This window comes from Porphyrobacter sp. MBR-155 (genome assembly GCF_040547625.1).
GTDB lineage: Bacteria > Pseudomonadota > Alphaproteobacteria > Sphingomonadales > Sphingomonadaceae > Erythrobacter.
In genome coordinates, this window is the sequence record NZ_JBEPQB010000008.1 from 120953 (window position 1) to 144812 (window position 23860).

Below are 23860 nucleotides of genomic sequence, written 5' to 3' on the forward strand. Positions count from 1 at the left end.
GCGCCGTCTACAAATCCTCGAAATCCGGCTTGCGCTTCTGCATTGCCGCCATCACCGCTTCGACCTGGTTGCGGCTGCGCATGATGCCGTGCTGTTCGATGCTTTCTTCAAGCAGAATGGCATTGGTATCGCGATCGATCATGCCCGCATGCAGCCGCTTGGCCGCGCGGATTGCGTGGGGATTGCGATTGGCAATCTCGCGAGCAATGGTCAGCGCGCGGTCGAGCGGGTTGTCATCGACATGGGTCGCAAGGCCGAGAGCCTGCGCCTCCGCCCCCAAAAATTCGCGGTTGGTATAGATAAGTTCGCGCAGCACATCATCGCGCACCAACCCGCGCCAGAGCGCGAAGCCGCCCATGTCGGGCACCAGCCCCCACTTCATTTCCATGATCGACATCCGCGTTTCCGGGTGGACGATACGGATATCCGCGCCGCTGGCGATCGCCAATCCGCCGCCGAAACATACGCCGTGCACCGCCGCGATCACCGGCACCGGCAGTTTGCGCCACTGCATCGACACCTGCTGGAACTTGTTGGCATTGCCATATGTCCGTTCGGTCAGCGATGGCTCGTCCTCGCTTGGCGTGCGGGTGAAGCTGGCAAGGTCAAGCCCGGCGCAGAACGCCCGGCCCTCACCGCAAAGCACCACTACGCGCAGGCCCTTCATGCGCTGCAATGTGCTGCCCGCTTCGATGATGCGTGCGAACATTTCAGGGTCAAGCGCGTTCATCTTGTCAGGGCGGTTGAGGCGCACCAGCGCAACGCCGTCCTCTCCCAGCGCGATGGAAACCCTGTCGTTGGCGGTCATGGAGGCGGTGGCAGGCATCGGATCAGGCTTCCTTAAAACACTGGTTTGCGGACGGCAGATTGACCGATCCGCTGCCCCAAGTCCAGACTTGCCCCGGTTTAGAGCGGTTTCCGGGATGTTCTGCCAGCCGCCAGATCAGCGCAAATTCGCGCGGGTGCAGGCCGAGCCAGCAATCTTCCGCGCGACCGTCACGGTGGAACAGATCAAGCGTCATGTCCCCTGCTTCACGGAACCGCGGGATGATCTCGTCGCTGCCTTGAAACCGGCCGGCAGACAGGATGGCGTTCACAGCAGCCCTCCTGCGCGCATCGAATAGACTGCCCTGTTGGTGAAAATGAGATGATCGATCAGCGTGATATCGAGCGCGCGGGCGACATCCTGCAATTGCCGTGTGGCGGTCAGATCAGAGCCGCTTGGCTGGCACTGTCCCGAAGGGTGATTATGCGCGAGGATGAGGCCCGATGCGCCCAGCCGCAACGCCTCGCCAAACAGCGCCCGCATCCGCAGCTGCAATGTGCCGAGGCTGCCCATGCCAAAGGCCGCATCGCCCAGAAAGGCGCGCTGCGCATCCACAAAGATCGCATGGCCACGCTCGTGCAGGGCGGGCGGCGTCAACACCACATTGCGCAGGTAGTTGACCATCGCCGATGTGCGCTGCTCGTGCGATGATGCATGGTCATGCGCGGGTGGAGGTGCCAGCATCACCATGGTGCCCACAGTTCCGCCTGCGTGGCCAAAGCATCTGGCATCAGCATACCTGGCGCGATCACAGGCTTGGCCACTGCGCACCGGGCGTCGATGAGCGCCAATCGCGATAGGGGCCGAACTGGCGCGTTCGGGTGACATGGCGGGCGAACCCGGCAAATATCAGCGCCAGCTGGCAATAGGATGGGCCGCTGGCGAGGATCAGATACGCGATCGGGGACACCGTATCGACCAGCCCTTTGACTGCATGTGCGCTGATCGCGACCAGCTGGAAGCCCGCGATCCACAATGGGTAATTGCGGTTGGCTTTCAGCGCCACTGCCACAAACCCGACACCCGCCAACAGATCGATGCCGACATAGAGTGCAGCGTTCGGGCCGAGCGCCGGATTGCCAAGGCCCAGCAGACTGAAGAGATAGACCGGAGCGACCATCGTCGCCACGAATAGTGCGATTAGCCAGCGTTCGGGTGCCGCGCCCCAGCGCCATATCGCCAGTGCCAGCAAGACACTGGCGATATGTTGCGCGTCACCACGGTAAGTGTTGAACAGTTCGAGCATCATAGGGCGCGCACTCAGGCGATGGCCGATTCCGGGCGCAAGGTTTTGGCAGTGGCCGCAGTGGCAACGGCTTCCGGCGGGATGACCGTTTCCGTGCCGGTCTCACCGCCAGCGTGAACCCGGGCGACCTTGCTCAATTCATCGTGGACCCGCAGCAGGTTGGTGGACATTGCCATGGCCTGGCTTTCAGCCTCGGTCAGCCGCATCAGCGCGCGCTGGCCGGTGTGGACTTCGACTTCGGGGTTCTGGCGCGCGGCCAGCATCGCCTGCTTCAAACGGGCCATGGCAATGATCGATTCATCGGCAATCGCCTCGGCTTCACGCACCAGCTTTTTGAGTTGGTGGGCGTCGGACAGGATACGTTCGTTCATCGTGATACTCCGCAGCCGCCGGTGCTCAGCCGGCAACTTGAGGATTTTCCACAGAGACGGCCGCCTTGCCATTCATCGCATCGCTCAGGGCCACGGCTGCGGTCACAGTCAGCACCACGGCGGCAAGGATCCCTGATGCGATCCCCACAATGGCTCCCAGGCGAAGCAGAACGGCATGCTCACCGTCGAGCACTCCGGGGACCACCCTCGGTTCGCCCGGTCTGAGCCACGGCGCCTGTTCAATCAGGGGCATCGCATCGCTCAGAACCAGTTGGCCCGGGTCATCCCGACCGCCCAAATCAGGAAAATCCGTCGCCGCGTTAATCTGAGTTTTTGTGTATGCAGGTTCGCTCAAGGGGGGACGCAAAACTGCATCAGGGCTGCCCCCTAGGTCGTTTCCCTGATCCTCTGGCGACAATGCCGGCCCGCGCGTGGCGCGATAATTTTCGACCAGTTCGCCCAGGCTGCCAGCCTCGTAAACGTCTTTAAGCACGCGGATGTGCTGGTTTATCCGGGTTTCGGATACGCCAAGCTCCTGCGCGATAACCTTGATTGGCACGCGGCGATCAATGCGCTCTATCACTGCGCGCTGCCTGTCGGTCAGCCGCCGTGCGGCTCCGGACAACATGGGGCTCTCCTTCAGCAGTGAATCCCGTTTAACACATTGGGTGACGCAAATCGGTAGGAGATTCTCCTATGTCGCATCAGAATACGTAATGCCTCGTCAGACCTCTGCCTTGCGCCGCGAAATCAGGCCCCCGAACTGTTCACCCCGACTGACTGCAAATAGCGTTTGACGTTGCGCGCCGCCTGCCTGAGCCGCTGTTCGTTTTCGACCATCGCGATTCGGACATAGCCTTCGCCATTTTCACCATAACCCACGCCGGGTGCAACCGCGACTTGTGCCTGGGTGAGCAATTGTTTGGAAAATTCAAGGCTGCCCATACTGCGCAAGGCTGGCGGCAGCGGGGCCCAGGCGAACATTGATGCAGGCGGCGCGGGAATATCCCAGCCCGCGCGGCCGAAGGCTTCGACCATCACATCGCGCCGCTTGCGGTAAAGCTCGCGGTTGGTTTCAACAATGTCCTGCGGGCCATTCAACGCCGCGCAAGCCGCCGCCTGAACCGGGGTGAAAGAGCCGTAGTCGAGATAGGATTTTACCCGCGTCAGCGCCGCGATTAGCTGTTTGTTGCCGACCGCAAAGCCCATCCGCCAGCCTGCCATCGAATAGGTCTTGCTCATGCTGGTAAACTCAATCGCGACATCCATCGCGCCCGGCACCTGCATGATCGACGGAGTTGGCTTGCCATCGTAATAAAGCTCGGAATAGGCAAGGTCTGACACGACCCAGACCTGATTTTCCTTCGCCCAGGCGACCAGCCGTTCGTAGAACGCCAGATCGACCACCTCGGCGGTGGGGTTCGACGGGTAACTCACCACCAGCACGCTGGGGCGCGGCACGGTGAAGTTCATCGCCCGTTCTAACGAGATCCAGTATTCCTCGTCAGGGGTGGTCGGCACCGACCGGATCGTTGCGCCCGCGATGATGAACCCGAAAGTGTGGATCGGATAGGACGGGTTGGGTGCCAGCACCACATCACCCGGCGCGATGATCGCGGTGGCGAGGCTCGACAGCCCCTCCTTCGATCCCATCGTCACCACCACTTCGCTTTCGGGATCAAGTTCGACCCCGAACCGCCGGGCATAATATCCCGCCTGCGCGCGGCGCAGTCCGGGAATGCCCTTGGACTGCGAATAGCCATGCGCATTGGGCTTGGCCGCAACCTCGCACAGCTTGTCGATGACGTGCTGCGGCGGGGGTTGATCAGGGTTGCCCATGCCCAGATCGATGATGTCCTGCCCGGCCAGCCGCGCGGCATGACGCATGGCGTTGACCTCCGCGATCACATAGGGGGGCATTCGCTTCATCCGATAGAATTGATCATTCATCGCCTGTCATCACCTTGTCTCGGGCGGGATTGAGTGGGCAACACGCCAATTTCCTCCTAGGCTAATATCTCGGCCAGTGGGAAGGCGTTTTCGGCAATTGCCGCGCGCCCGGATTGGCGGCACTATATAACGCGCGTCGGACAAGGGACAGTTCAGGCTATGGCAGACGATAACAACCCGATGGCTGGTGCAGGCGAAAGCCTCAAGGGGTTCTTCGACATGCAAGGCAATGCCATGCGTGAAATGATGTCCGGCAAAGGGATCGAATCGCTGTTGCCGCAGGGGATCGATGCGGGGGAGCTGGGCGAATGGGCCAGCGCCAGCGCGCAATTGCAGCAGCTATGGCTCGATTTCGCGACGCATCAGGCGCAGGCTGCAGCCACCAAAGCAGCCAAGGGCACGAATGCGCTTGATCCGGCGCAATGGCTGGTGCTTTCGCAAAGCATGCTGGGCCAACTGCCCAAGGGGCTGTTTGATGCCCAGGCCCGGCTAGCGCAGGATTCGCTGAAATTGTGGTCCGGCGTGATGGAACGGTTTGTCGCCGGGATCGGAGCAGGCGTGACCGGGGGCGACAAGGCACCCGAAGCGCCCGATCCTGCCGCGCTGCCCAAAAGCGACCGCCGCTTTGCCGATCCCGCGTGGCGCGAACACCCGGCCTTCCTGCTGCTGCACCAGACCTATCTGCTGCTGGCCGATTACTTCCGCCAATCGGTCAAGGGCATGGATGGGCTTGATCGCGCCAAGCGCCAGCAACTCGAATTCGCGGTCAGCGCGCTGACCGAAGCGATGAGCCCGGACAATTTCGTGGCGCTGAACCCGGTGGTGATGAAGCGCACCGTCGAAACCCGCGGGCAAAATCTGGTGCGCGGGATGCAGCACCTGATCAACGACATGAAGCGCGGGCAGTTGACCCACACTGATCCCGACGCGTTCCGGTTGGGCGAAAACCTCGCCGCGACGCCGGGCAAGGTGGTGCATGAAACCCCGCTATATCAGCTGATCCAGTATAGTCCGACCACCGAAACCGTGCTCGAAGTGCCGCTGATCATCTTCCCGCCGTGGATCAACCGGTTCTATATCCTCGATCTGACCCCGAAAAAAAGCTTCATCAAATGGGCGGTCGATCAGGGGCTCAGCGTGTTCGTGGTCAGCTGGAAATCGGCCGACGAAAGCATGGCCGATGTGGTGTGGGATGATTACATCCGCGCCCAGATCGATGCGATCGACCATGTTCGCGCGCGGCTGGGCGTGCCCCACGTCCACACCATCGGTTACTGTGTCGCGGGCACCACGCTGGCGGCGACGCTGGCGATCCTGTCCCGCCGGGGCGAGGCCGATAAGGTCAAGAGCGCGACCTTCTTCACCGCGCAGGTCGATTTCGAAAAGAGCGGCGACCTGAAAAACTTCATCGATGATGGCCAGTTGGAGATGATCGGGCAGTTGTCGTCACAACAAGGCTATCTCGATGGGCGCTATCTGGCCGCCGCGTTCAATGCGCTGCGCGGGCGCGATCTGATCTGGAATTATGTCGTCAACAATTACTTGCTCGGCGAAGATTACCCGGCCTTCGACCTGCTGCACTGGAACGGCGACGTTACCAACCTGCCCGCCAAGTGGCACAATGATTACCTGCGCGACCTCTACCGCGACAACAAGCTGGTGGTGCCCGATGCGTTGCAAGCCGATGGCACACCGATTGATCTGACGCAGGTGGCAACGCCCAGCTTTGTGCAGGCCGGGCGCGAAGATCACATTGCGCCGGCGGAAAGCGTGTGGCGGATCACGCAGCACTTTACCGGCCCGCTGGAATTTCTGCTGGCCGGATCAGGCCACATTGCAGGCGTGGTCAATCCTCCGGCTGCGGGCAAGTATCAATATTGGGTGGGCAACAGCGCGGCGCCATCGCTCAAAGCCTTTGTCGAAAGCGCCACCGAACACCCCGGCAGCTGGTGGCCACACTGGCTCGAATGGTTGCACCGCCAGTCCGACACGCGCGTCCCGGCCAAAGGCAAACGCGCGCCCGGCGGCAAGGGCGATGTGGTAATCGAGGATGCTCCGGGACGCTACGTCAAGACGCGTTGAGCGGGGGATTTTCGAATTATCGCATAACTTCAATGATATAAAGCAATATTGTGCACTGCACAAAAATGCTTGACTTCGCAGTTGCAATCGCTATTTTGTGCAGTGCAACATGAAGCGAGGTCATCATGTCCGAAGTTAAAACCACTGCCGCTGAAGCCACCGCCCCGATCGCCAAGATCGATGCCGCTGCGGAAAAAGCCTATGCCGAAGCATCGGCCAAGGTTGTAGCCGCACCGAAGGCTGTAGCCGCGCCCGCCGCCAATGTGGCAAAGGCTGCCCCGGCCGCAACGAAAACCGCAGCGCCGAAGAAGAAAGCCCCGCTCGCCAAAAAGGCAGCCGTGGCCAAGACACCCGCTGCCAAGACCGTCAAGAAGACGGCAACTGCCAAGCCCACGGTCAAGAAGCCCGTGCTGGCCAAGAAGGCTGTCCGCAATGCCGGCAAGCCTGCCGCCGCGCCCAAGACCAACCCTGTCATCAAATTAAAGGATACCATCATGACCACTGCCAAGAACACCGACATCGCCGCCACCGCCAAGGAAGTCATCGCTGACGTCCAGACCCGTGCAAAGACTGCCTATGCCAAGACCACCGTTCTGGCTGCCGAAGCTGGCGAATTCAGCAAGGCGAACGTCGATGCCGTCGTCGAAAGCGGTAAGATCTTCTTCGCTGGCGCACAGGACATTGTCCGCAGCGACATCGAAACCGGCAAGACCGTGATCGAAACCGTCACCGAAGACGTCAAGAAGGTTGCGGCCATCAAGTCGCCGACCGAACTGATGCAGCTGCAGGGCGAAATCGCCCGTCGCAACTTCGATGCTCTGGTCTCGTTCGGCTCGAAGCGCACCGAAGCCTGGGTGAAGCTCTACAACGATGCTTTCGCTCCGATTTCGAACCGCGCCAGCGTCGCCGCCGAGAAGATCTCGAAGGCTGCCTAAGCACACAAGTTTCTGAACCGGGCCTCTCTCCTCTCTCCCAATCCCGGTTTACGAAAGCGCGCTGAAAAGCGCCGGGCCGGACAGACCTGCGGGTTTGTCCGGCCTTTTCTTTGTCTCTGGCCCACACACGCACAGCAAGCGCTTGCGAATGGGGCCGCATATCCCATAATGGGGGCTCATGCCGATCCAGCGACCACCTGCCCTGCCCGCACTTGCCGCGCTGCCCCTGCGGCGCGTGGATCGCGTGTGCGCGGGCGATGAAGACGGCGGCAAGGACGATGAAGGCAGCGGCGATAGCCAGATCGGCGTCGCCACCAAGACCCGCGCCAAGCCCAAAAAGCCGAACCAGTACAAAGTGCTGATGCTGAATGATGACTACACCCCGATGGAATTCGTGGTGCTGGTGCTCAAACGCTTTTTCAGCATGGATCTGGAACAGGCCACCCGCGTGATGCTCCACGTGCACCAGCGCGGGGTCGGCGTGTGCGGGATTTTCCCTTATGAAATCGCCGAAACCAAGGTCAATCAGGTGATGGATTTCGCCAAGCAGAACCAGCACCCGCTGCAATGCACGCTTGAGAAAGCGTGAGACGGCCGATCGGGCGGGGTTGGCGGTGGCCGGGTCATCTTGTTCAATTGCGGGCCGTTCGGCGGCTGTTACGGCAACCGGAATTGGGGGCATGACGCGCGAGCCCGAAGGCGCTAGGGCGTTATGGCCTTCGCGCAATCGACGGAACCGCACTTGCACAATCTGATCCCCAGCGTTGACCGGTATATCCTGCGGCTTACCATTATGCCGATGCTGGGAGTGTTCGCGCTGGCCGCCTCGTTGTTGCTGCTCGACAAGATGCTGCGCCTGTTCGATTTCGTCGCGGTTGAAGGCGGGCCGGTGGCGGTGGTGTTCAAGATGCTGGGGGCGCTGATCCCCGAATATGCCAGCCTTGCCATTCCGCTGGGCCTGCTGCTGGGCGTGTTGCTTGCCTTCCGCAAACTCGCCACCTCATCCGAACTGGACACGATGCGCGCGGTCGGGCTGTCGTATAACCGCCTGCTCAGGATGCCCTATGCCATCACGCTGGTGCTGGTTGCGATCAATGTGGCGCTGGTGTTCTATATCCAGCCGATCAGCCGCTATTATTACGAACAGATGGATTACGAACTGCGATCAGGCGCGCTGGGTGCCTCGATCAAGGTCGGGGAATTCACCACCCTTGCTGACCGTATGGCCTTGCGGATCGAAGCGAGCGAGGACGATGGACGGCGGCTGATCGGCATTTTCGCGCGCGTCGCCAACAACAAAGGTCAGGTGCTGTCGATCAGCGCGCGCGAAGGGGCGTTCCTTGCCACGCGTGACAACCCCGACACGATCATCCTGCGGCTGACCGAAGGCACGATCATCCAGGACACCACCATGCAGAAAGGCGGCGGCAACACGCCGCGCGTGCTGTCGTTCAGCCGTCACGATCTGCCGATTGATCTGCCCGCGATCGAGCAATTTCGTGATCGCGGCGATGCGACCCGCGAATATATCCTGCCCGAACTGCTCAGCATCGGCTGGAGCGACAAAAGCCCCACGCAGGTACGCGATGCCAGCCTTGCCAGCTTTAATTTCCGGCTGGTCGAAATCGTGATGATGTTCCTGATGCCGCTGCTGGCGGTGGCGCTGGCAATCCCGCCCAAACGATCGACCAGCGCGCTCGGCGTGTTCGTTTCGATCGTGATGGTGGTCGCCTATCACAAGGTCAATCAATACGGCGAAGATGTAGCCGCGCTGGGCCGGCTGGATCCGGTGCTGGCGCTGTGGGTGCCGTTCGCGCTGTTCGCCGCGCTGATCATCTGGATGTATTACCGTGTTGCCTATGTGCCTGGTGGACAGGCGATTGGCACGCTGGAAACGGCATTCGCCAAACTGTCGAAGCGGGTGGGCAAGCTGTTCGGGCGCCGCACCCAGCGCGCCTATCGTCCCGCGCCCGGAACGGCAGCGGCCCCGGCAGAATAGGGACATATGCAGCTCGATTTCTTCCCTTCGCGCACGCTGACGCTGTATCTTGCGAAAATGTTCGTGGTGCGCATTGTCGCGGTGCTGGTCATGCTGGTGCTGGTGCTGCTGGCGCTTGATCTGCTGTCGGCGACCGGCAAGATCCTTGAAGCTGCGGGCAATGGGCAGGCCGAAATCATGCGTTATGCCGGATTGCGCCTGCCGCAGCTCGTTTCGCGGTTTTTGCCCTATTCGGTGCTGCTGGCGACGCTGATCACGCTCGTCACCCTCAATCAGAACAGCGAAGTGGTGGCGATGAAGGCGGCGGGGCTTTCCGCGCATCAGGTATTGTTCCCGCTGCTGTTGACGGCGGCGGTGGTATCGCTGCTCAGCTTCGCCTTCAACGAACGCGTCGTCACCCGCGCCAATGCCAGCCTCAAGGCGTGGGAGTCGGTGCAATATGGCCCGATCCCGGCCACCGGTGCGGGGGCCAAAGGCGTGCGAACGAACGTCTATTTTACCGACGGCCCCAACATCCTGTCTGCTGCCACGCTGATGGGGACAGGCGATGATATCGTGCTGTCGAACGTCACCTGGTACGAACGCACGCCGAGCGGGATCATCCGGCAGCAGGTGCGCAGCGCCCGTGCGACCTATGCTGCGCCCGGCTGGCGGCTGGAACAGCCCCAACGGTTCGATGTCGCCGGCGCGATCAGCGAAACGCTGCCGCCACAGGTGGTGGGCGAAGGCCTCACTCCAGACCGGATCATGCTGCAATCGGTCGATCCCGATGCGCAAAGCTTCTGGGAACTCGGCGCCACTATTGATGCGTTCGATGCCGCCGGGCGCAATACTGATGAAATGCGAGCCAAATGGTGGCACCGCCTGTCGGGGCCGCTATCCGCGCTGTTGATGCCGCTGCTCGGCTCGATTGCGGCGTTCGGGCTGGCGCGATCAGGCCAGCTGTTCGTGCGCGCGATCATCGGGATGGCGCTGGGCTTTGCCTATTTTGTGGTCGATAATGCCGCCCTGGCGATGGGCAGCTTTGGCGGTTATCCGCCGCTGCTGGCCGCATGGGCGCCGTTCTTCCTGTTCCTGCTGCTGGGCGAAACGGTGCTGATCCGGACTGAGGAATAGGCTCAGGCGAGCCGCAGTCTATCTCAGCCCCGCGTCCCCATCGTGCTGCGCGCAATCCGCGCCACCAGCACCAGCATCCCCGGATGGTTTGCGCCTTCATAAGTCGATCCGCTGCCCAATTCACGCGCGAGCCGCCGATGTGCTTCGGGCAGGTCGTGATAGGGCATTGACGGCATCAGGTGATGCAACGCGTGATAGCGCAGGCCCACCGGCGCCCACAGCTCAGCCGCGATCCCCGGCGGCGGCACATTGACCGAATCGAGGAACTGCGCGGTCACTGTCATCGGTTCGCCCTCGTTCTCCCACAGATGCGCGACCAGCGTGCGCAACTGGTTGAGCACTGCGGTCAGCGATAGCACCGCAAACGCGATGGCAAGCGGCTGCCAGCCGATCACGAAGACGCTGGCGATCAGCGCATAGGCCCAGATGAATGCGCCGAATTCCTGCCAGCGCACAAGCCGGGCAAAATCGCCTTCTGGCGGCCTGCGGCGGAAATCGGGGTTGATCGACAGCGAGGAAAAGCGCTGCCAGGTGAAGCGCCGCACCGCCGGGATCACCGCGCCCAGCGGCACCAGCACCGCAAACCGCACCAGCAGCGCAACCGGCGCAAGCAGCGCCACCAGCACAAACAGCGGCAGGCTCCACGGTTTCATCAACGCCAGCGGCAGATACTCGGGGTCTTCGATGGTGCCATATTGCGTGCGCTTGTGGTGGATGGTGTGCACGCCTTCGTACATGAAGCTTGGCGTCAGCAGCGGGATGCCAACCAGCAGGTTCCACGCCATGCGGAAGCCCGGCAGCGCATCGCGGTGGATATGGGTGAGTTCGTGAATGAACAGCAGCGCACGATACATCGCCAATGCGGCGATTAGCCCGGCGGCGACCTGCACCGGCACGTTTCCGCTCACAATCGCTACCGCAATCCCGGCATAACCAATGCCTGCCGAAACCAGCATATCAGCCCAGTAAATCCCCGGTTTTGCCTCCCCCAACCCCTTGGTCAGGTCGCGCGCGGCGCGCAGCATCGCCTTGTCATCGCTGGCCATGAATTGGCTGCGGGTCGCACGCGGGGGCGAAAGCGCATCGGGGCGGGCGGGATCAATCGTCTGGTGCACAGTCATTTACGGGTCATTTTCTGCAAAAATCTGAGGTTCGCCCTACTCCAATTCCGGGGGTAAGCCAAACGAGGGTTATCGGTAAGAGTGATCGATAGGCTTGCGTCAATCACGCAGGCGCGACACAGACGCATTGATCAAAAACAACCATGGGAACTGCGGTGTGACGGATGCAGCAAAGCGCAGGGCAGAAATAAGCATCGAGCCGGTTTCCGGCAAGCGCGGGCGCGCCGATTTTGTCGATCTGGGCCGGGCCTTTTCCGCGCGGCTGGAACATTTCGTGCCGCAAATCCGTTCCGAACAGCTTGAACTGATCGATCCTGACAAGAACCCGTTTTTCGGCCATGCGCGGGTGCAATTGTTCATCGCGCGGCGCGGCGGCCAGCCGGTCGGGCGGATTTCGGCGCATATTGATGAACTCGCGCTCGCCATGCCTGCCGAACAGGGGTTTGGCCCCGGCACCGGGTTTTTCGGCTATTTCGATGCGGAGGACGAAGACGCGGCGCGCGCGCTGCTGGCCGCGGCAGAGGCATGGCTGGTGGGCGAAGGGATGCACCGCGTGCTCGGCCCGATCTCGCTTTCGGTCTGGGAAGAACCGGGCCTGTTGATCAGTGGCCAGGATCACCCGCCGATGATCATGATGGGACACCACCCGGCGCATTATGCAGGCTGGATCGAGACGGCGGGTTATGCCCGCGAAAAGACGCTTTACACCTATGATCTCGATATCACCCGCGATTCCCCCCCCTTGATCCGGCGGATTGTGCAATCGGGGCACAAGAACGCGCGCATCAATATCCGCCGGGTCGAAAAAAGCCGCTGGGACGAGGAAGTCGCCACCGTGCTGATGATCCTCAATGATGCGTGGTCGCACAATTGGGGGTTTGTCCCCTTCACCCCGGCAGAAGTCGCCTATGCCGGTAAAAAGCTACGCCCGATCATTCACGAAGAACTGAACATGATCGCCGAACTCGATGGCCGCCCGGTGGCGTTCATGCTGACCTTTCCCGATGTGAATGATGCGCTGACGAAAATCGGCGGAAAACTGTTCCCGTTTGGCTGGATCCACATGCTGCGCTGGCTGAGGCACCCCAAGGGCGCAGGCATGCGGGTGCCGTTGATGGGCGTGCTCAAGGAACTACACAACAGCCGCCTTGCCAGCCAGCTTGCCTTCATGATGATCGAGGCGATCCGCGCCGAGGCGAACACCACGTTTCAATCGACCCGCGGCGAGATCGGCTGGATCCTTGACGACAATCAGGGAATGATCGCCATCGCCGATACGATCCAGAGCAAGATCAACCGCGAATATGCGGTCTATGCGCGCGCGCTTGCCTGACAGGCGCCAAACAAAAGGCCCGCCGCATCGCTGCAGGCGGGCCTTCCAATCGACTTGCTATCAATATCAGGCGTAAGTCCACACCTGACCGCGCGCGAGGTTTTCGCTCGCAAATGCCCAGTTGAGCTTGGTTTCAACCACCGCATCGAGATAGGCTGGACGCTTGTTCTGGTGATCGAGGTAATAGGCGTGTTCCCACACGTCGAGCACCAGCAGCGGGTTAAAGCCGCTATCGGCCAGCGTGTCGGCATCGTGGGTTTCCTCGATGCTGAGCTTGCCGTCCTTTTCCGCCAGCCACACCCAGCCGCTGGCAAAGTGGCCAAGCCCGCGATCCTTCAACTGCTGTTTCAGCGCATCGACCGATCCGAACGCCGCATCGATTTTGGCGGCGAGGTCAGCCGAAGGTGCGGTGGTCGCAGGGGCCATCGAATGCCAGTAGAACGCGTGGTTCCATGACTGCGCTGCATTGTTGAACAGGCCCTGATTGCTACCGCGCGAAGCCGCGATGATCGCTTCGAGCGAGGCATCGGCGTGCGGCGTGCCTTCGATCGCGGCGTTCATCTTGTCGACATAGGTCTGATGGTGCTTGCCGTAGTGAAACGACAGCGTCTCAGCCGAAATCGCCGGTGCCAGCGCGGTATCGGGATAGGGAAGCGGGGAAAGTGCGAAAGCCATGGTGTCCTCCAGAAGCAGGTTGGGTGAATCGGATGGTTGCATTAACGCAGATGTGGTCGAAGGGTTCCAGCTTCAAGGCGAAGATTTTTCAAGCGTGTGCACGCTGCGGTCAACCGCGCTGGTCACTGCCACGTTCATGGTGACATTGCCCAGCGTGCGCATCAAGTCAGGCAGCATCTCGACCGCCACCAGCAATGCCAGCGGTTCCACCGGCACGCCCATGGCCAGTGCAATCGGGCCGATCGACACGACAAAGCTGATCGATCCGGGCAGGCTGACAGCGGAAAGGCTGATCACGCTGGCGATCAGCACCCCGGCAATCGCAATTGCCCACGGCACCTCGATCCCTGCAAGCGCGGCGATGTAATAGACCACCGCGAGGTTCATCGCCGCACTGGTCGCGCGGAATATCACCACCGAAAGCGGCAGCACGAATTCGGCCGTGGAGGCCCGCAGCCCCAGCCGCCCGGCGCTATCAAGCATCGCGGGCAGGCTGGCGAGCGAGCTTTGCGTGGACAGCGCCACCGCCTGCGCGGGCAACACCGCACTGGCAAAGCGCGCGCCTGTCCGCCCCAGCCCCATCGCAATCGCATAGGCCAGCGCCAGAATGAAGGCGCCCATCAACGTCACCGTCAGCACATAATGCCCCAGCGTCGCAAACGCCCCGCTGCCGCTCTTCACGCCCACCCCGAACGCCAGCGCGAACACCCCGATCGGCGCAATCGCCAGCACCCAGCCGATAATCAGCAGCATGACATTGCCGAGCGCGTGGAAGAACCCCAGCAGCCGGTCGCCCTGATCGGCGGGCAGGCGGGTGATCGCGACGGCAAACATCACGAAGAACAGCGTCAGCGGCAGCATCGCGGTTTCGGCGGCGGCGGCAATGATGTTGGGCGACACCAGCGATGCGGCAAAATCGAACACGCCCGGCACCGCGCCGACATTGTCCGGGGTCTGCGCCAAAAGCGCGCTCGCCCCCTGCGGCACCGGAAACGCCCTGAGCAGGGCCGGCATCGCAACCGACGCGAACGCGCCGCCCGCCAATTGCACCCCGATCATGATCAGCAGCATCCGCCGCGCCGCCGTGCCGACCCGCGCGGCCATGATCATTTGCACCAGCCCCAGCACCAGCAGCGCCGCAACCAGCGGAATGATCGTCATCTGAAGCGCGCGCAGCCACAGCCCGCCGACCAATGCGGCAAAGTCCTGCACCGCCTGCGGCACATCCAGCGCCGCCCCGGCAATACCCGCCACCAGGCCAGCAATCAGCGCGGCAAAGGTCAGCGCCACCGGCAGGCGGATCGATACCAGCGCGAACTTGCCCCCCGCGCCGGAACCGTTGTTTTCACTCTCCAGCAATCTCGTATCCTTTGTCTGGGCGGCTCGCCCTTCGCTCTTGGGTCTAGACCGTGGGCGATAACCGCGCCAGAAGCGCGATACAATCATGTGAGTGGGGCGGAGTAGGCAAATTCATGACACGCAAGCTGTTCGGAACCGACGGAATCAGGGGTCGCACCAATGCCGGCGTGATGACCGCTGCCACCGCGATGCGGGTGGGCCAGGCGGCGGGCACCTATTTCGTGCGCGGCGGGCACCGGCACCGGGTGGTGATCGGCAAGGACACGCGCCTGTCGGGCTATATGATGGAAAGCGCGCTGGTGGCGGGGTTCACCAGTGTCGGGATGGACGTGATCATGACCGGGCCGCTGCCCACCCCCGCGATTGCGCTGCTCACCCGCGAAATGCGCGCCGATCTGGGCGTGATGATCTCTGCCAGCCACAACCTGTTTGCCGATAACGGGATCAAGCTGTTCGGCCCCGATGGGTTCAAGCTGTCCGACGAGGCCGAGGCCGAGATCGAGCGGCTGATGCAGGGCGAGGTCGAACTCGCGCCCGCCGAGGGCATCGGCCGCGCGCGGCGGATCGATGATGCACGCGGGCGCTATATCCACGCGGTCAAGCGGTCGATCGCGTCAGAAATCCGCTTCGATGGCCTCAAGGTGGTGGTCGATTGCGCCAATGGCGCGGCCTATCAGGTCGCCCCGTCGGCGATCTGGGAACTGGGCGCGGACGTGGTGACGCTGGGGGTCAGTCCCAATGGCACCAACATCAACGACGGCGTGGGGTCGACCGCGATTGCTGCATTGCAGGCCAGGGTGGTCGAGGAACACGCGGATATCGGGATCGCGCTGGACGGCGATGCCGACCGGCTGATCGTAGTCGATGAAAAGGGCCGCGCGGTCGATGGCGATCAGATCATGGCGCTGATCGCCACCCGGATGCACGACAAGGGCGCGCTCACCGGCGGCGGAATTGTGGCGACGGTGATGAGCAACCTCGGGCTCGAACGCTATCTGGCGGGGCGCGGGTTGACGCTGGCCCGCACCAAGGTGGGCGATCGCTATGTGCTCGAAGCGATGAAGGCGGGCGGGTTCAATGTTGGCGGGGAACAATCGGGTCACATGATCCTGCTCGATCACGCCACCACCGGCGATGGCACCGTGGCGGCGCTGCGGGTGCTGGCGAGCCTGGTGCGATCCGGCAGGCCGGCGAGCGAGCTGCTCCACGTGTTCGATCCGGTGCCGCAATTGCTCAAGAACGTGCGCTTTGACGGCGGCAGGCCGCTGGACGATGCGCGGGTCAAGGCGGTGATCGCCGATGCCGAAACGCAGCTGGCCGGTCGGGGCCGGTTGGTGATCCGCCCTTCAGGTACCGAACCCGTCATCCGCGTCATGGCCGAAGGCGATGACCGCGCCGAGGTGGAACAGGTGGTCGACGCCATCTGCGAAGCCGTGCGCGCGGCGGTTTAGCGAAAAATCCGTTCGTGCTGAGCTTGTCGAAGCATCGCACTTTCTTCTTTCCGCACCTCAAAAAGGAAATACAGCCCTTCGACAAGCTCAGGGTGAACGGGATGGGAGTTACTGACAATGCTCGAAATGCGCCCCGATTGCGAACGCTGCGGAACCGGCCTTGCCGCCGACGCCCCCGGCGCGTTCATCTGCAGCTTCGAATGCACCTTCTGCGCCGAATGTGCAGATAGCCTGGATGACCGCTGCCCCAATTGCGGCGGCGAGCTGATGGACAGGCCGACACGGGCCAAAGCGCTCCACGCGAAGTTTCCGCCGAGCACGGAGCGCAAGTTCAAGGGGTGAGCGCGAGAGGCGGGGTCCGCTTTGGCAAGGCTTTGGAAAAAAGCTGCCATTCGGGAAACGACCCCATTCCGGTCGCTTCGAACAGCATTAAGCGACAGCCCTGCAGCAGATCGGGTTGGACGATGATGGGAACAACCGCACGCACAGTGCGATACGTATTCAACGAATGCGCGGACTCGTAAAGAAGGAGCCAATCAGATGTATGTCGTTGCTCAGCGTAAGCTGCTTAGCAGGTTGGTGATTGCCGTTTCGATTGCGTTGCAGAGCATAGCTTTGTCACCGGCAAGCGCTCAGCAGCAAAATGTGCAACGAGCAGAGGATAAGAGCAAAGACAGCCGGTCCTTTTCATTCTTGCATGGAGAGGTTGGCCCGAGGGCAACAACCTATGACGATTCACAACGGGTCATCTTGGTTGAAGCGAAAGTCGCAGAGACGAAAGTCTGGGCAGTAATTGACACAGGCAGCGAAGGCACTGTGGTGGATAGTGCGCTTGCTCGCAACCTGGGTTTGAGCCTGACGCCAATGCCGGGCCGGGCATTGTCCCCAAATGGTGACCGCCTTCCGCTTGAACGTGTGGATCAAGTCAGCATCGAATTGAAAGATCAATTCGTCATCGCTGGTCCCTCGCTGGCTTTGGATCTGACAGCAATCTCGAAACGTCTAAATCGGCAGATCGGCCTTCTGGTCGGAATGGATGTTATCGGCAGCCTTTCGATGGTCGTGAATGGTCCGAAGAAGGAGATCATGTTTGTTGCGCCTGGGACAGTCAGGCCGAATTCCAGCAAACTTGTCGAGCTGCCACTGACAGACGGGCTGATCTCTGGATCAGTCGCCGGCAAGACCGCTCAAGTCGGGGTTGACTTGGGAAGCGCGAGCCCAGCAACCATCCGTCGCACCTTTTGCGATAATGTTTTCGACGGCTGTCCTTCGGTCCCGGTTGGAACGTCGGTCGATATAGCAGGATCCGACAGCGCAATAGAGGGTGTGAGGCAAGTCGAATTCTCTTTGCCAGGTGCATCAGGACCAATCGATATGGTCGTCCAAGAATTCACGGGGAGTGCAGACGTTCAAATCGGATACCCCTTTTTCCGGGATAACTTCACCGTGTTCGATTACGCGAATGAGAGAATAACCGTCATCTTCCGCTAGCAAGCTACTTAGGAAAGCAGCCTTTCAGCAAACCACCCACAACCGGCCGTTCCCAACAACGCGCGCCATCCCTGAAAGCTGCCATTTCGTTTGCCGCTGGTGAAATCGGTGCCGTGTGACGTCCGGGCTTGCTATGGCGGTGGCATGACCACCACTCCTCCCCCTCGCATCCTCAGCATTGCCGGGTCGGACTCGTCCGGCGGCGCAGGCATTCAGGCTGATCTCAAGACCATCGCCATGCTTGGCGGCTATGGGATGACCGCGATCACCGCAGTCACCGCGCAGAACTCTGTCGGGGTGCAGGCCATCGCGCCGCTTTCGCCAGAGATCGTGCTGCAACAGATCGCCTCCTGCGCCGAGGATATCGGGGTCGATGCGATCAAGATCGGGATGCTGCACGATTCCGAGATCATTCGCATGGTCGCCGCCGCGCTGGTCGCTACGCCGGGGATCAAGGCGCGGTCGGCGCTTGGCCATGTGCGGCGGTCTGGCGGGTCTGCGGCAGCGCGTTTCCCGATTATTCTCGATCCGGTGATGATTGCCACCAGCGGCGCGGCGCTGATCGCGCCCGATGCGGTGGCGGCAATGCGCGCACGGCTGTTCCCGCTGGCAACGCTGATCACCCCCAACCTGCCCGAACTCAGCGCGCTGGTGGGCCGCCCGATCGCCACCGGCGCGGACATGGTCGCCGCGGCCGAGGAACTGGCGGAGGCGACCGGCGCGGCGGTGCTGGCCAAGGGCGGGCATCTGCCCGATCAGGGCGATGGCGCGCGGATTATCGACGTGCTCTATATCCCCGCCACCGACACGGTCGGCGCGCGCGCGGTGCAGTTCGATCACGCGCGGATCGACACGCGCCACACCCACGGCACCGGCTGCACACTGTCATCGGCGATTGCGACGCTGATCGGCCACGGTCAGCCATTGGAACACGCGGTGCGGCTGGCGCGGCAATTCGTGATCCGCGCGATCGAGGTCGCCCCCGGCTTTGGCGCGGGCAACGGCCCGCTTGGGCATCAGGCGGTCAGAACGCTCGCCTAGTCCTTCAACTCATAGAAATCGCAGATGCAGGCCCATGCCTCTTCAGCGGTTTCGCACCAGGTGAACAGGTCGAGATCGCTCTTTGAAATCGTGCCTTCTTCGGCCAGCGCTTCGAAATCGATCACCCGCGTCCAGAAATCCTTGCCGAACAGGATAATCGGGATCGGCTTCATCTTGCCGGTCTGGATCAGGGTGACGAGTTCGAAGAATTCATCGAACGTCCCGAACCCGCCGGGGAACACCGCCACCGCACGAGCACGCAGCAGAAAATGCATTTTGCGCAGCGCGAAGTAGTGGAACTGAAAGCTGAGATAGGGCGTGACGTAAGGGTTGGGCGCCTGTTCGTGGGGCAGCACGATGTTGAGCCCGATCGATTCGCTGCCCGCATCGGATGCCCCGCGATTGCCCGCCTCCATGATCGAAGGCCCGCCGCCGGTGGTGATGATGAACTGGCGTTTGCCATCCTCGATGATCGACTTTTCGCTGACCAGCCGGGCGAGTTTGTAGGCTTCGTCGTAATATTTCGCCTTTTCCGCGAGCCGCGCCGCGACCTTCTGATCATATTCGCTGCCAGTGGCAACGGCTTCGGCCAGCCGGGCTTCGGCCTGCGCGGGCGAGGGAATGCGCGCCGAACCATACATCACCAGCGTCGATCCCACCCGCGCTTCATCGAGCAGCATTTCGGGCTTCAGCAATTCCAGCTGAAAACGCACCGGGCGCAATTCGTCGCGCAGCAGAAAATCGGTATCGCGAAACGCCAGCGTGTAGGCCGGATGCGCGGTTTGCGGGGTGTGTTCGGGGCCGCTTTCAGCAAAGCGGGTTTCTTCGCCCGCGCGGTAGAATTTACGGTCAGTCAGGTCTTTGTCGGTCATGGTTAGACCCCTAATAGGGGCCACCTAGGCCCGCAAGCAGATTGATGGGATGGGTGTTTCACGTGAAACATTGATGCCAGCTGCGGCTGCACCACAATGCCGTGCGGCTGGATGCCCCGTGAGGATTCGAACCTCAATTGACGGAGTCAGAGTCCGTAGTCTTGCCGTTAGACGACGGGGCAACAGGCCATGCCCCCGAAACTTGCAGGTGGCATCAGCGAGCGCGCTCCCTAGTTTTGTGCGGCGGCAAGGTCAAGCGCGGCGTTGCTTGCTCTTGCGCAGTGCTTGGGTTAGCTTGGCCCCAAGTGCTGCCCGCCGAAACGTGCGGGCAGTGATATGAAAGTTGCACGATCATGGCGGAATTTCTCCCGCCGGACAGGAATTCGAAGGCTGGGACAAAACGGGGCGGCAAGTCCGGGAAAGTAGCTGATTTTCGCTACAAACGCCCCCCTCAGCAAGATTGCCGCAAGACTGGCCGTGATGGCCGGGGCAGCGGCGAAGCGCGCCAATCACGCACCGCGCCCGACCTTTCCACCATCGGCACAGCACGCGGTAACGCCCACGGCGAAGCCTATGCCGCGCTGGACCTTGGCACCAATAATTGCCGCCTGCTGATCGCGCGCCCATCGGGCCGGGATTTCACCGTGATCGACGCCTTCAGCCGCGTGGTAAAGCTGGGCGAAGGCCTGGCGGCCAGCGGGCGGTTGTCGGATAAGGCGATGGATCGCACCCTCGCCGCGCTGACGATCTGCGCGGATAAACTGCAACGCCGCAACGTCCGCCTCGCGCGGTCAGTGGCGACCGAGGCCTGCCGCCGCGCGGAAAACGGGTATGAATTCATCGAACGTGTCCGGCGTGAAACCGGCATCGCGCTCGACATCATCAGCGCCGAGGAAGAGGCGCGGCTGGCGGTGCTGGGGTGCCACATCCTGCTCGAATCGGGCGATGGCCCGGCGGTGATTTTCGACATTGGCGGCGGATCGACCGAGTTGGTGCTGGTGGAACCGGGCGGCATGGAAGCGAGCCGGGTGCCGCGCATCCTTGATTGGCATAGCGTGCCGTGGGGCGTTGTCTCGCTTACCGACACGGTGGGCCGGAGCGAGGATAGCGAGCCTGCGCGCGCCGCCCGTTATGCGGCGATGCGGCGCATGGTGTCCGATAGCTTCGCGCCTTTTGCCGCCCGCGTTGCCCAGGCCGCCCAGCATGACGATATCCGCCTGCTGGGCACCAGCGGCACGGTGACGACGCTCGCCAGCCTCTATCTTGAACTGCCGAGCTATGATCGCAAGGCGGTCGACGGGCTGATCGTGCCTGCGCCCGCGATGCGCGATATCAGCGCGCGGCTATCGGCGATGACACCTTATGAACGCAGCAATCTGCCGTGCATCGGGCAGGACCGCGCCGATCTGGTCGTGGCAGGCTGCGCGATCCTCGAAGCAATCCTCGACCTGTGGCCCGCGCGGCGGCTGGGGGTGGCGGATCGCGGCATCCGCGAAGGAATCCTCAGAAGCATCATGGCCTCGCAGCATCAGTCCGAACGCACCTTGCGCCAGTTGCACAAGCAACGCTCTGGTCGCAGCGCGCAATGACCCGCGCCAGCAAGACGCCGTCCAAGCGGGTGAAGACCGCCAAAGGCCGCACCGCATCGCAGGTGCGCTGGCTCGAACGCCAGCTCAATGATCCTTACGTGCGGCAGGCCAAGGCCGAAGGTTATCGCAGCCGTGCGGCGTATAAGCTGATCGAGTTGGACGAGCGTTTCAACCTGCTCAAAGGCGCGGCCCGGGTGGTCGATCTGGGGATTGCGCCGGGCGGGTGGAGCCAGGTGGTGCGGGCCAAGGCGCCGCGCGCCGAGGTGGTGGGCATCGACCTGTTACCGGTCGAACCGCTGGAGGGCGTGACCATTTTCGAGATGGATTTCATGGCCGATACCGCCCCCGCCGCACTGACCGAAGCCTTGGGCGGCGCGCCCGATCTGATCCTGTCGGACATGGCGGCCAACACCGTCGGCCACAAGCAGACCGATCATCTGCGCACGATGGGTCTGGTTGAGGCGGCGGCGTGGTTCGCGACCGAAAACCTTGCCCCCGGCGGCGCATTTGTGGCCAAGGTGCTGGCGGGCGGAACCGATGCTGATCTGCTGGCGCTGCTCAAAAAGCATTTCACCGTGGTCAAGCACGCCAAACCCCCGGCGAGCCGCAAGGGATCGTCGGAATGGTATGTGATTGCCCAAGGGTTCAAGGGTTAGGTTCAATCGCGCGCGCCGCCACGCTCGCTCTTGAACAGTCGGTTGCTTAAGCGGCGGGTGCGACTTCGCCTTCGGGGGCCGCAGGCACTTCACCTTCAACCGCAGCCGCATCACCCTCATCAACCGGCGCTTCAGCCGCTGGGGGCGTAAACGCGGGCAGGGGCAGATTCGCGCCCTTGGAGTTGAGATAGGCCGCCATTGCCGCGCGATCTTCAACCTTCGAAAGGCCGGCAAAGCTCATCTTGGTGCCCGGAACATAAGACTTGGGGCTTTTCAGCCACGCGTCCATCTTGTCCCAATCCCACTGACCGCCCAGCGCCTTCAATTCCGCGCTGTAAGCAAACCCGGCATGGGCCGCGACCGCACCGCCCATTGACCCGGAAAGGTTGGGGCCGACCCCATTGGCACCGCCCGCATCAATCGTGTGACAGCTCTGGCACTTGGCATAGGCTTTTTCACCTGCCGCGATCAGTTCTGCGGTAGGAATCGTGTTCAGCACTTCGGCGATTGTGACTTCCGCCGGGCCAGCGCCTTCGTCCGCTACGCCTTCGATCACATAGCCGAGCTGTTCGGGCCGTTGCGGCTTGTCGCCGTGGAAATACTTGCCCGAGAGGATCGCAAGACCCAATCCCAGACCGGCGGCAAATAGCACCCAGCCTGCGGCAGTGTTGAACAGATCGCCGCCACCATTCTGGCCTGCGGCACCATCTTGCGAAGAATTGTCCTGTGTCATCACGGCAGGCCCATAGTGTCGCCCACGCGCTCGCGCAAGACTGATCGTGGCATCTATCCTCGTTGCTTTTGCAAGCAGGCTTGCCGATCACGCCGCGCCGCTCTAGCAGCCTGCCCCAAGATGCGATCTTTCCCTGCCCCTGCACTTGCGCTTGTCGACCGGATGCGCGCCGCCGCCGCCGCCGATTCTGCGCGGGCGATTGCGTTCCAAGGTTCGCCCGGCGCCAATTCGCACCGCGCCGCAACCGAAGCCCGCCCCGATGCCCTGCCGCTGCCGTGCTTCAGTTTTGAAGACGCGCTCGACGCGGTGAAAGATGGCCGCGCGGGTGAGGCGATCATCCCGATCGAAAATTCACAGCACGGGCGTGTGGCCGATATCCACTTCCTGCTGCCCGAAAGCGGGCTGCACATCGTCGCTGAATATTTCATGCCGATCAATCACGCGCTGATGGCGCTGGGATCAGGCCCGTTCGAGGCAGCATACAGCCACCCGCAGGCGCTCGGCCAATCGCGCCATTTCCTGCGGGCGCGCGGGATCGTGCCCCTGAGCCATGCCGATACCGCAGGCGCTGCCGCCTATGTGGCGGAACGCGGCGATCCCACCATTGCCGCGATTGCCCCCGCCATCGCCGCCGAACTTTACGGGCTGGAAATTATCGAGCGCAATGTCGAGGACAGCGCCGACAACATGACCCGCTTCGTCATCCTCGCCCGCGAACCGATCACGCCAGCGGCATTAGCGGGCAAGCCGGTGATGACGACCTTCATCTTTGAAGTGAAGAATATCCCTGCCGCGCTTTACAAGGCGCTGGGCGGGTTTGCCACCAACGGGGTCAACATGACCAAGCTGGAAAGCTACCAGCACGGCACCAGCTTTGCCGCCAGCGCATTTTACGCCGACATTATCGGTGCGCCGGGCGATCCGGCGGTGGATCGGGCGCTGGAAGAATGCGCGTTCCATTCCAAGGAACTGCGCATTCTGGGCAGCTACGCACAGGCCCGCCCACGCGGGTGA

25 protein-coding genes and 1 tRNA gene are annotated in these 23860 nt (G+C 62.2%); 13 read left to right on the forward strand and 13 right to left on the reverse strand.

Annotated elements, in window-relative coordinates; all coding sequences use genetic code 11:
• Positions 1 to 7: 7 nt before the first annotated feature.
• The 7 genes from ABIE62_RS10520 to ABIE62_RS10550 form a co-directional block, all read right to left on the reverse strand.
• Entirely contained in the window at positions 8 to 826 is an 819-nt protein-coding gene (locus tag ABIE62_RS10520) for a crotonase/enoyl-CoA hydratase family protein (protein ID WP_354325843.1), read from the reverse strand.
• Positions 827 to 830: 4 nt separating this feature from the next.
• Complete coding sequence (locus ABIE62_RS10525) at positions 831 to 1097, reverse strand: hypothetical protein (protein WP_354325845.1); 267 nt, start codon at positions 1095 to 1097, stop codon at positions 831 to 833.
• Positions 1094 to 1510, reverse strand: coding sequence for a JAB domain-containing protein (locus ABIE62_RS10530; protein WP_354325847.1), 417 nt, complete (start codon positions 1508 to 1510; stop codon positions 1094 to 1096). The genes ABIE62_RS10525 and ABIE62_RS10530 overlap by 4 nt, the downstream gene beginning before the upstream one ends.
• 64 nt (positions 1511 to 1574) lie before the next feature.
• On the reverse strand, positions 1575 to 2075 hold the full coding sequence (locus tag ABIE62_RS10535; protein ID WP_354325850.1) for a hypothetical protein: 501 nt from the start codon (positions 2073 to 2075) through the stop codon (positions 1575 to 1577).
• 11 nt (positions 2076 to 2086) lie between these two features.
• The gene (locus tag ABIE62_RS10540) at positions 2087 to 2443 is read right to left on the reverse strand and encodes a hypothetical protein (protein WP_354325852.1); all 357 of its coding nucleotides are present in this window, start codon (positions 2441 to 2443) and stop codon (positions 2087 to 2089) included.
• Between the two features lie 25 nt (positions 2444 to 2468).
• On the reverse strand, positions 2469 to 3071 hold the full coding sequence (locus ABIE62_RS10545) for a hypothetical protein (RefSeq protein ID WP_354325854.1): 603 nt from the start codon (positions 3069 to 3071) through the stop codon (positions 2469 to 2471).
• Positions 3072 to 3193: 122 nt separating this feature from the next.
• A complete protein-coding gene (locus ABIE62_RS10550) occupies positions 3194 to 4393 on the reverse strand; it encodes an LL-diaminopimelate aminotransferase (protein ID WP_354325856.1) in 1200 nt (399 codons plus the stop codon).
• A gap of 159 nt (positions 4394 to 4552) precedes the next feature.
• On the opposite strand from ABIE62_RS10550, the gene ABIE62_RS10555 reads away from it, so the two are divergent.
• The 5 genes from ABIE62_RS10555 (at position 4553) to lptG (ending at position 10525) form a co-directional block, all read left to right on the forward strand.
• Entirely contained in the window at positions 4553 to 6475 is a 1923-nt protein-coding gene (locus ABIE62_RS10555; protein ID WP_354325858.1) for a PHA/PHB synthase family protein, read from the forward strand.
• Between the two features lie 125 nt (positions 6476 to 6600).
• Positions 6601 to 7410 carry a phasin family protein gene (locus tag ABIE62_RS10560; RefSeq protein ID WP_354325860.1) on the forward strand — a complete coding sequence of 270 codons (810 nt, stop codon included), beginning with the start codon at positions 6601 to 6603 and terminating at the stop codon, positions 7408 to 7410.
• A 244-nt stretch (positions 7411 to 7654) separates the two neighbouring features.
• Entirely contained in the window at positions 7655 to 7999 is a 345-nt protein-coding gene (gene clpS, locus ABIE62_RS10565; RefSeq protein ID WP_454184752.1) for an ATP-dependent Clp protease adapter ClpS, read from the forward strand.
• A gap of 123 nt (positions 8000 to 8122) precedes the next feature.
• Positions 8123 to 9409, forward strand: a complete 1287-nt coding sequence (locus ABIE62_RS10570; protein WP_354325863.1) for an LptF/LptG family permease — start codon at positions 8123 to 8125, stop codon at positions 9407 to 9409.
• A gap of 6 nt (positions 9410 to 9415) precedes the next feature.
• On the forward strand, positions 9416 to 10525 hold the full coding sequence (lptG, locus tag ABIE62_RS10575) for an LPS export ABC transporter permease LptG (RefSeq protein ID WP_354325865.1): 1110 nt from the start codon (positions 9416 to 9418) through the stop codon (positions 10523 to 10525).
• Positions 10526 to 10548: 23 nt separating this feature from the next.
• Here lptG and ABIE62_RS10580 read toward each other — a convergent pair whose 3' ends face one another.
• Positions 10549 to 11646, reverse strand: a complete 1098-nt coding sequence (locus ABIE62_RS10580; protein WP_354325867.1) for a fatty acid desaturase family protein — start codon at positions 11644 to 11646, stop codon at positions 10549 to 10551.
• Between the two features lie 157 nt (positions 11647 to 11803).
• Here ABIE62_RS10580 and ABIE62_RS10585 point away from each other — a divergent pair, with 157 nt between their 5' ends.
• Positions 11804 to 12979, forward strand: a complete 1176-nt coding sequence (locus ABIE62_RS10585) for an N-acetyltransferase (RefSeq protein WP_354325869.1) — start codon at positions 11804 to 11806, stop codon at positions 12977 to 12979.
• A gap of 66 nt (positions 12980 to 13045) precedes the next feature.
• On the opposite strand, the gene ABIE62_RS10590 is transcribed toward ABIE62_RS10585, so the two are convergent.
• Positions 13046 to 13654 carry a superoxide dismutase gene (locus tag ABIE62_RS10590; RefSeq protein WP_354325871.1) on the reverse strand — a complete coding sequence of 203 codons (609 nt, stop codon included), beginning with the start codon at positions 13652 to 13654 and terminating at the stop codon, positions 13046 to 13048.
• Between the two features lie 72 nt (positions 13655 to 13726).
• Positions 13727 to 15013, reverse strand: a complete 1287-nt coding sequence (locus tag ABIE62_RS10595) for a dicarboxylate/amino acid:cation symporter (RefSeq protein ID WP_354325873.1) — start codon at positions 15011 to 15013, stop codon at positions 13727 to 13729.
• A 113-nt stretch (positions 15014 to 15126) separates the two neighbouring features.
• Here ABIE62_RS10595 and glmM point away from each other — a divergent pair, with 113 nt between their 5' ends.
• The 4 genes from glmM to thiD all read left to right on the forward strand — a co-directional run bounded on the left by glmM (position 15127) and on the right by thiD (position 18996).
• Positions 15127 to 16464: a phosphoglucosamine mutase gene (gene glmM, locus ABIE62_RS10600; protein WP_354325875.1), complete on the forward strand. Its 1338-nt coding sequence runs from the start codon at positions 15127 to 15129 to the stop codon at positions 16462 to 16464.
• A 117-nt stretch (positions 16465 to 16581) separates the two neighbouring features.
• Entirely contained in the window at positions 16582 to 16806 is a 225-nt protein-coding gene (locus ABIE62_RS10605) for a DUF1272 domain-containing protein (RefSeq protein WP_354325877.1), read from the forward strand.
• Positions 16807 to 17004: 198 nt separating this feature from the next.
• Complete coding sequence (locus tag ABIE62_RS10610; protein WP_354325879.1) at positions 17005 to 17955, forward strand: retropepsin-like aspartic protease; 951 nt, start codon at positions 17005 to 17007, stop codon at positions 17953 to 17955.
• Positions 17956 to 18099: 144 nt separating this feature from the next.
• Entirely contained in the window at positions 18100 to 18996 is an 897-nt protein-coding gene (gene thiD / locus ABIE62_RS10615; protein WP_354325880.1) for a bifunctional hydroxymethylpyrimidine kinase/phosphomethylpyrimidine kinase, read from the forward strand.
• On the opposite strand, the gene ABIE62_RS10620 is transcribed toward thiD, so the two are convergent.
• Positions 18993 to 19868 carry an LOG family protein gene (locus ABIE62_RS10620; protein WP_354325881.1) on the reverse strand — a complete coding sequence of 292 codons (876 nt, stop codon included), beginning with the start codon at positions 19866 to 19868 and terminating at the stop codon, positions 18993 to 18995. The two genes, thiD and ABIE62_RS10620, sit on opposite strands and share 4 nt — an antisense overlap.
• 108 nt (positions 19869 to 19976) lie before the next feature.
• Positions 19977 to 20050 (reverse strand) — tRNA-Gln (locus tag ABIE62_RS10625).
• Between the two features lie 171 nt (positions 20051 to 20221).
• Between ABIE62_RS10625 and ABIE62_RS10630 the strand changes: the two genes are divergently transcribed.
• Entirely contained in the window at positions 20222 to 21457 is a 1236-nt protein-coding gene (locus tag ABIE62_RS10630) for a Ppx/GppA phosphatase family protein (protein WP_354325883.1), read from the forward strand.
• The gene (locus ABIE62_RS10635; protein ID WP_354325885.1) at positions 21454 to 22113 is read left to right on the forward strand and encodes an RlmE family RNA methyltransferase; all 660 of its coding nucleotides are present in this window, start codon (positions 21454 to 21456) and stop codon (positions 22111 to 22113) included. The genes ABIE62_RS10630 and ABIE62_RS10635 overlap by 4 nt, the downstream gene beginning before the upstream one ends.
• 46 nt (positions 22114 to 22159) lie before the next feature.
• Here ABIE62_RS10635 and ABIE62_RS10640 read toward each other — a convergent pair whose 3' ends face one another.
• A complete protein-coding gene (locus ABIE62_RS10640) occupies positions 22160 to 22846 on the reverse strand; it encodes a c-type cytochrome (protein WP_354325887.1) in 687 nt (228 codons plus the stop codon).
• Between the two features lie 120 nt (positions 22847 to 22966).
• Between ABIE62_RS10640 and ABIE62_RS10645 the strand changes: the two genes are divergently transcribed.
• Positions 22967 to 23860, forward strand: a complete 894-nt coding sequence (locus ABIE62_RS10645) for a prephenate dehydratase (protein WP_354325889.1) — start codon at positions 22967 to 22969, stop codon at positions 23858 to 23860.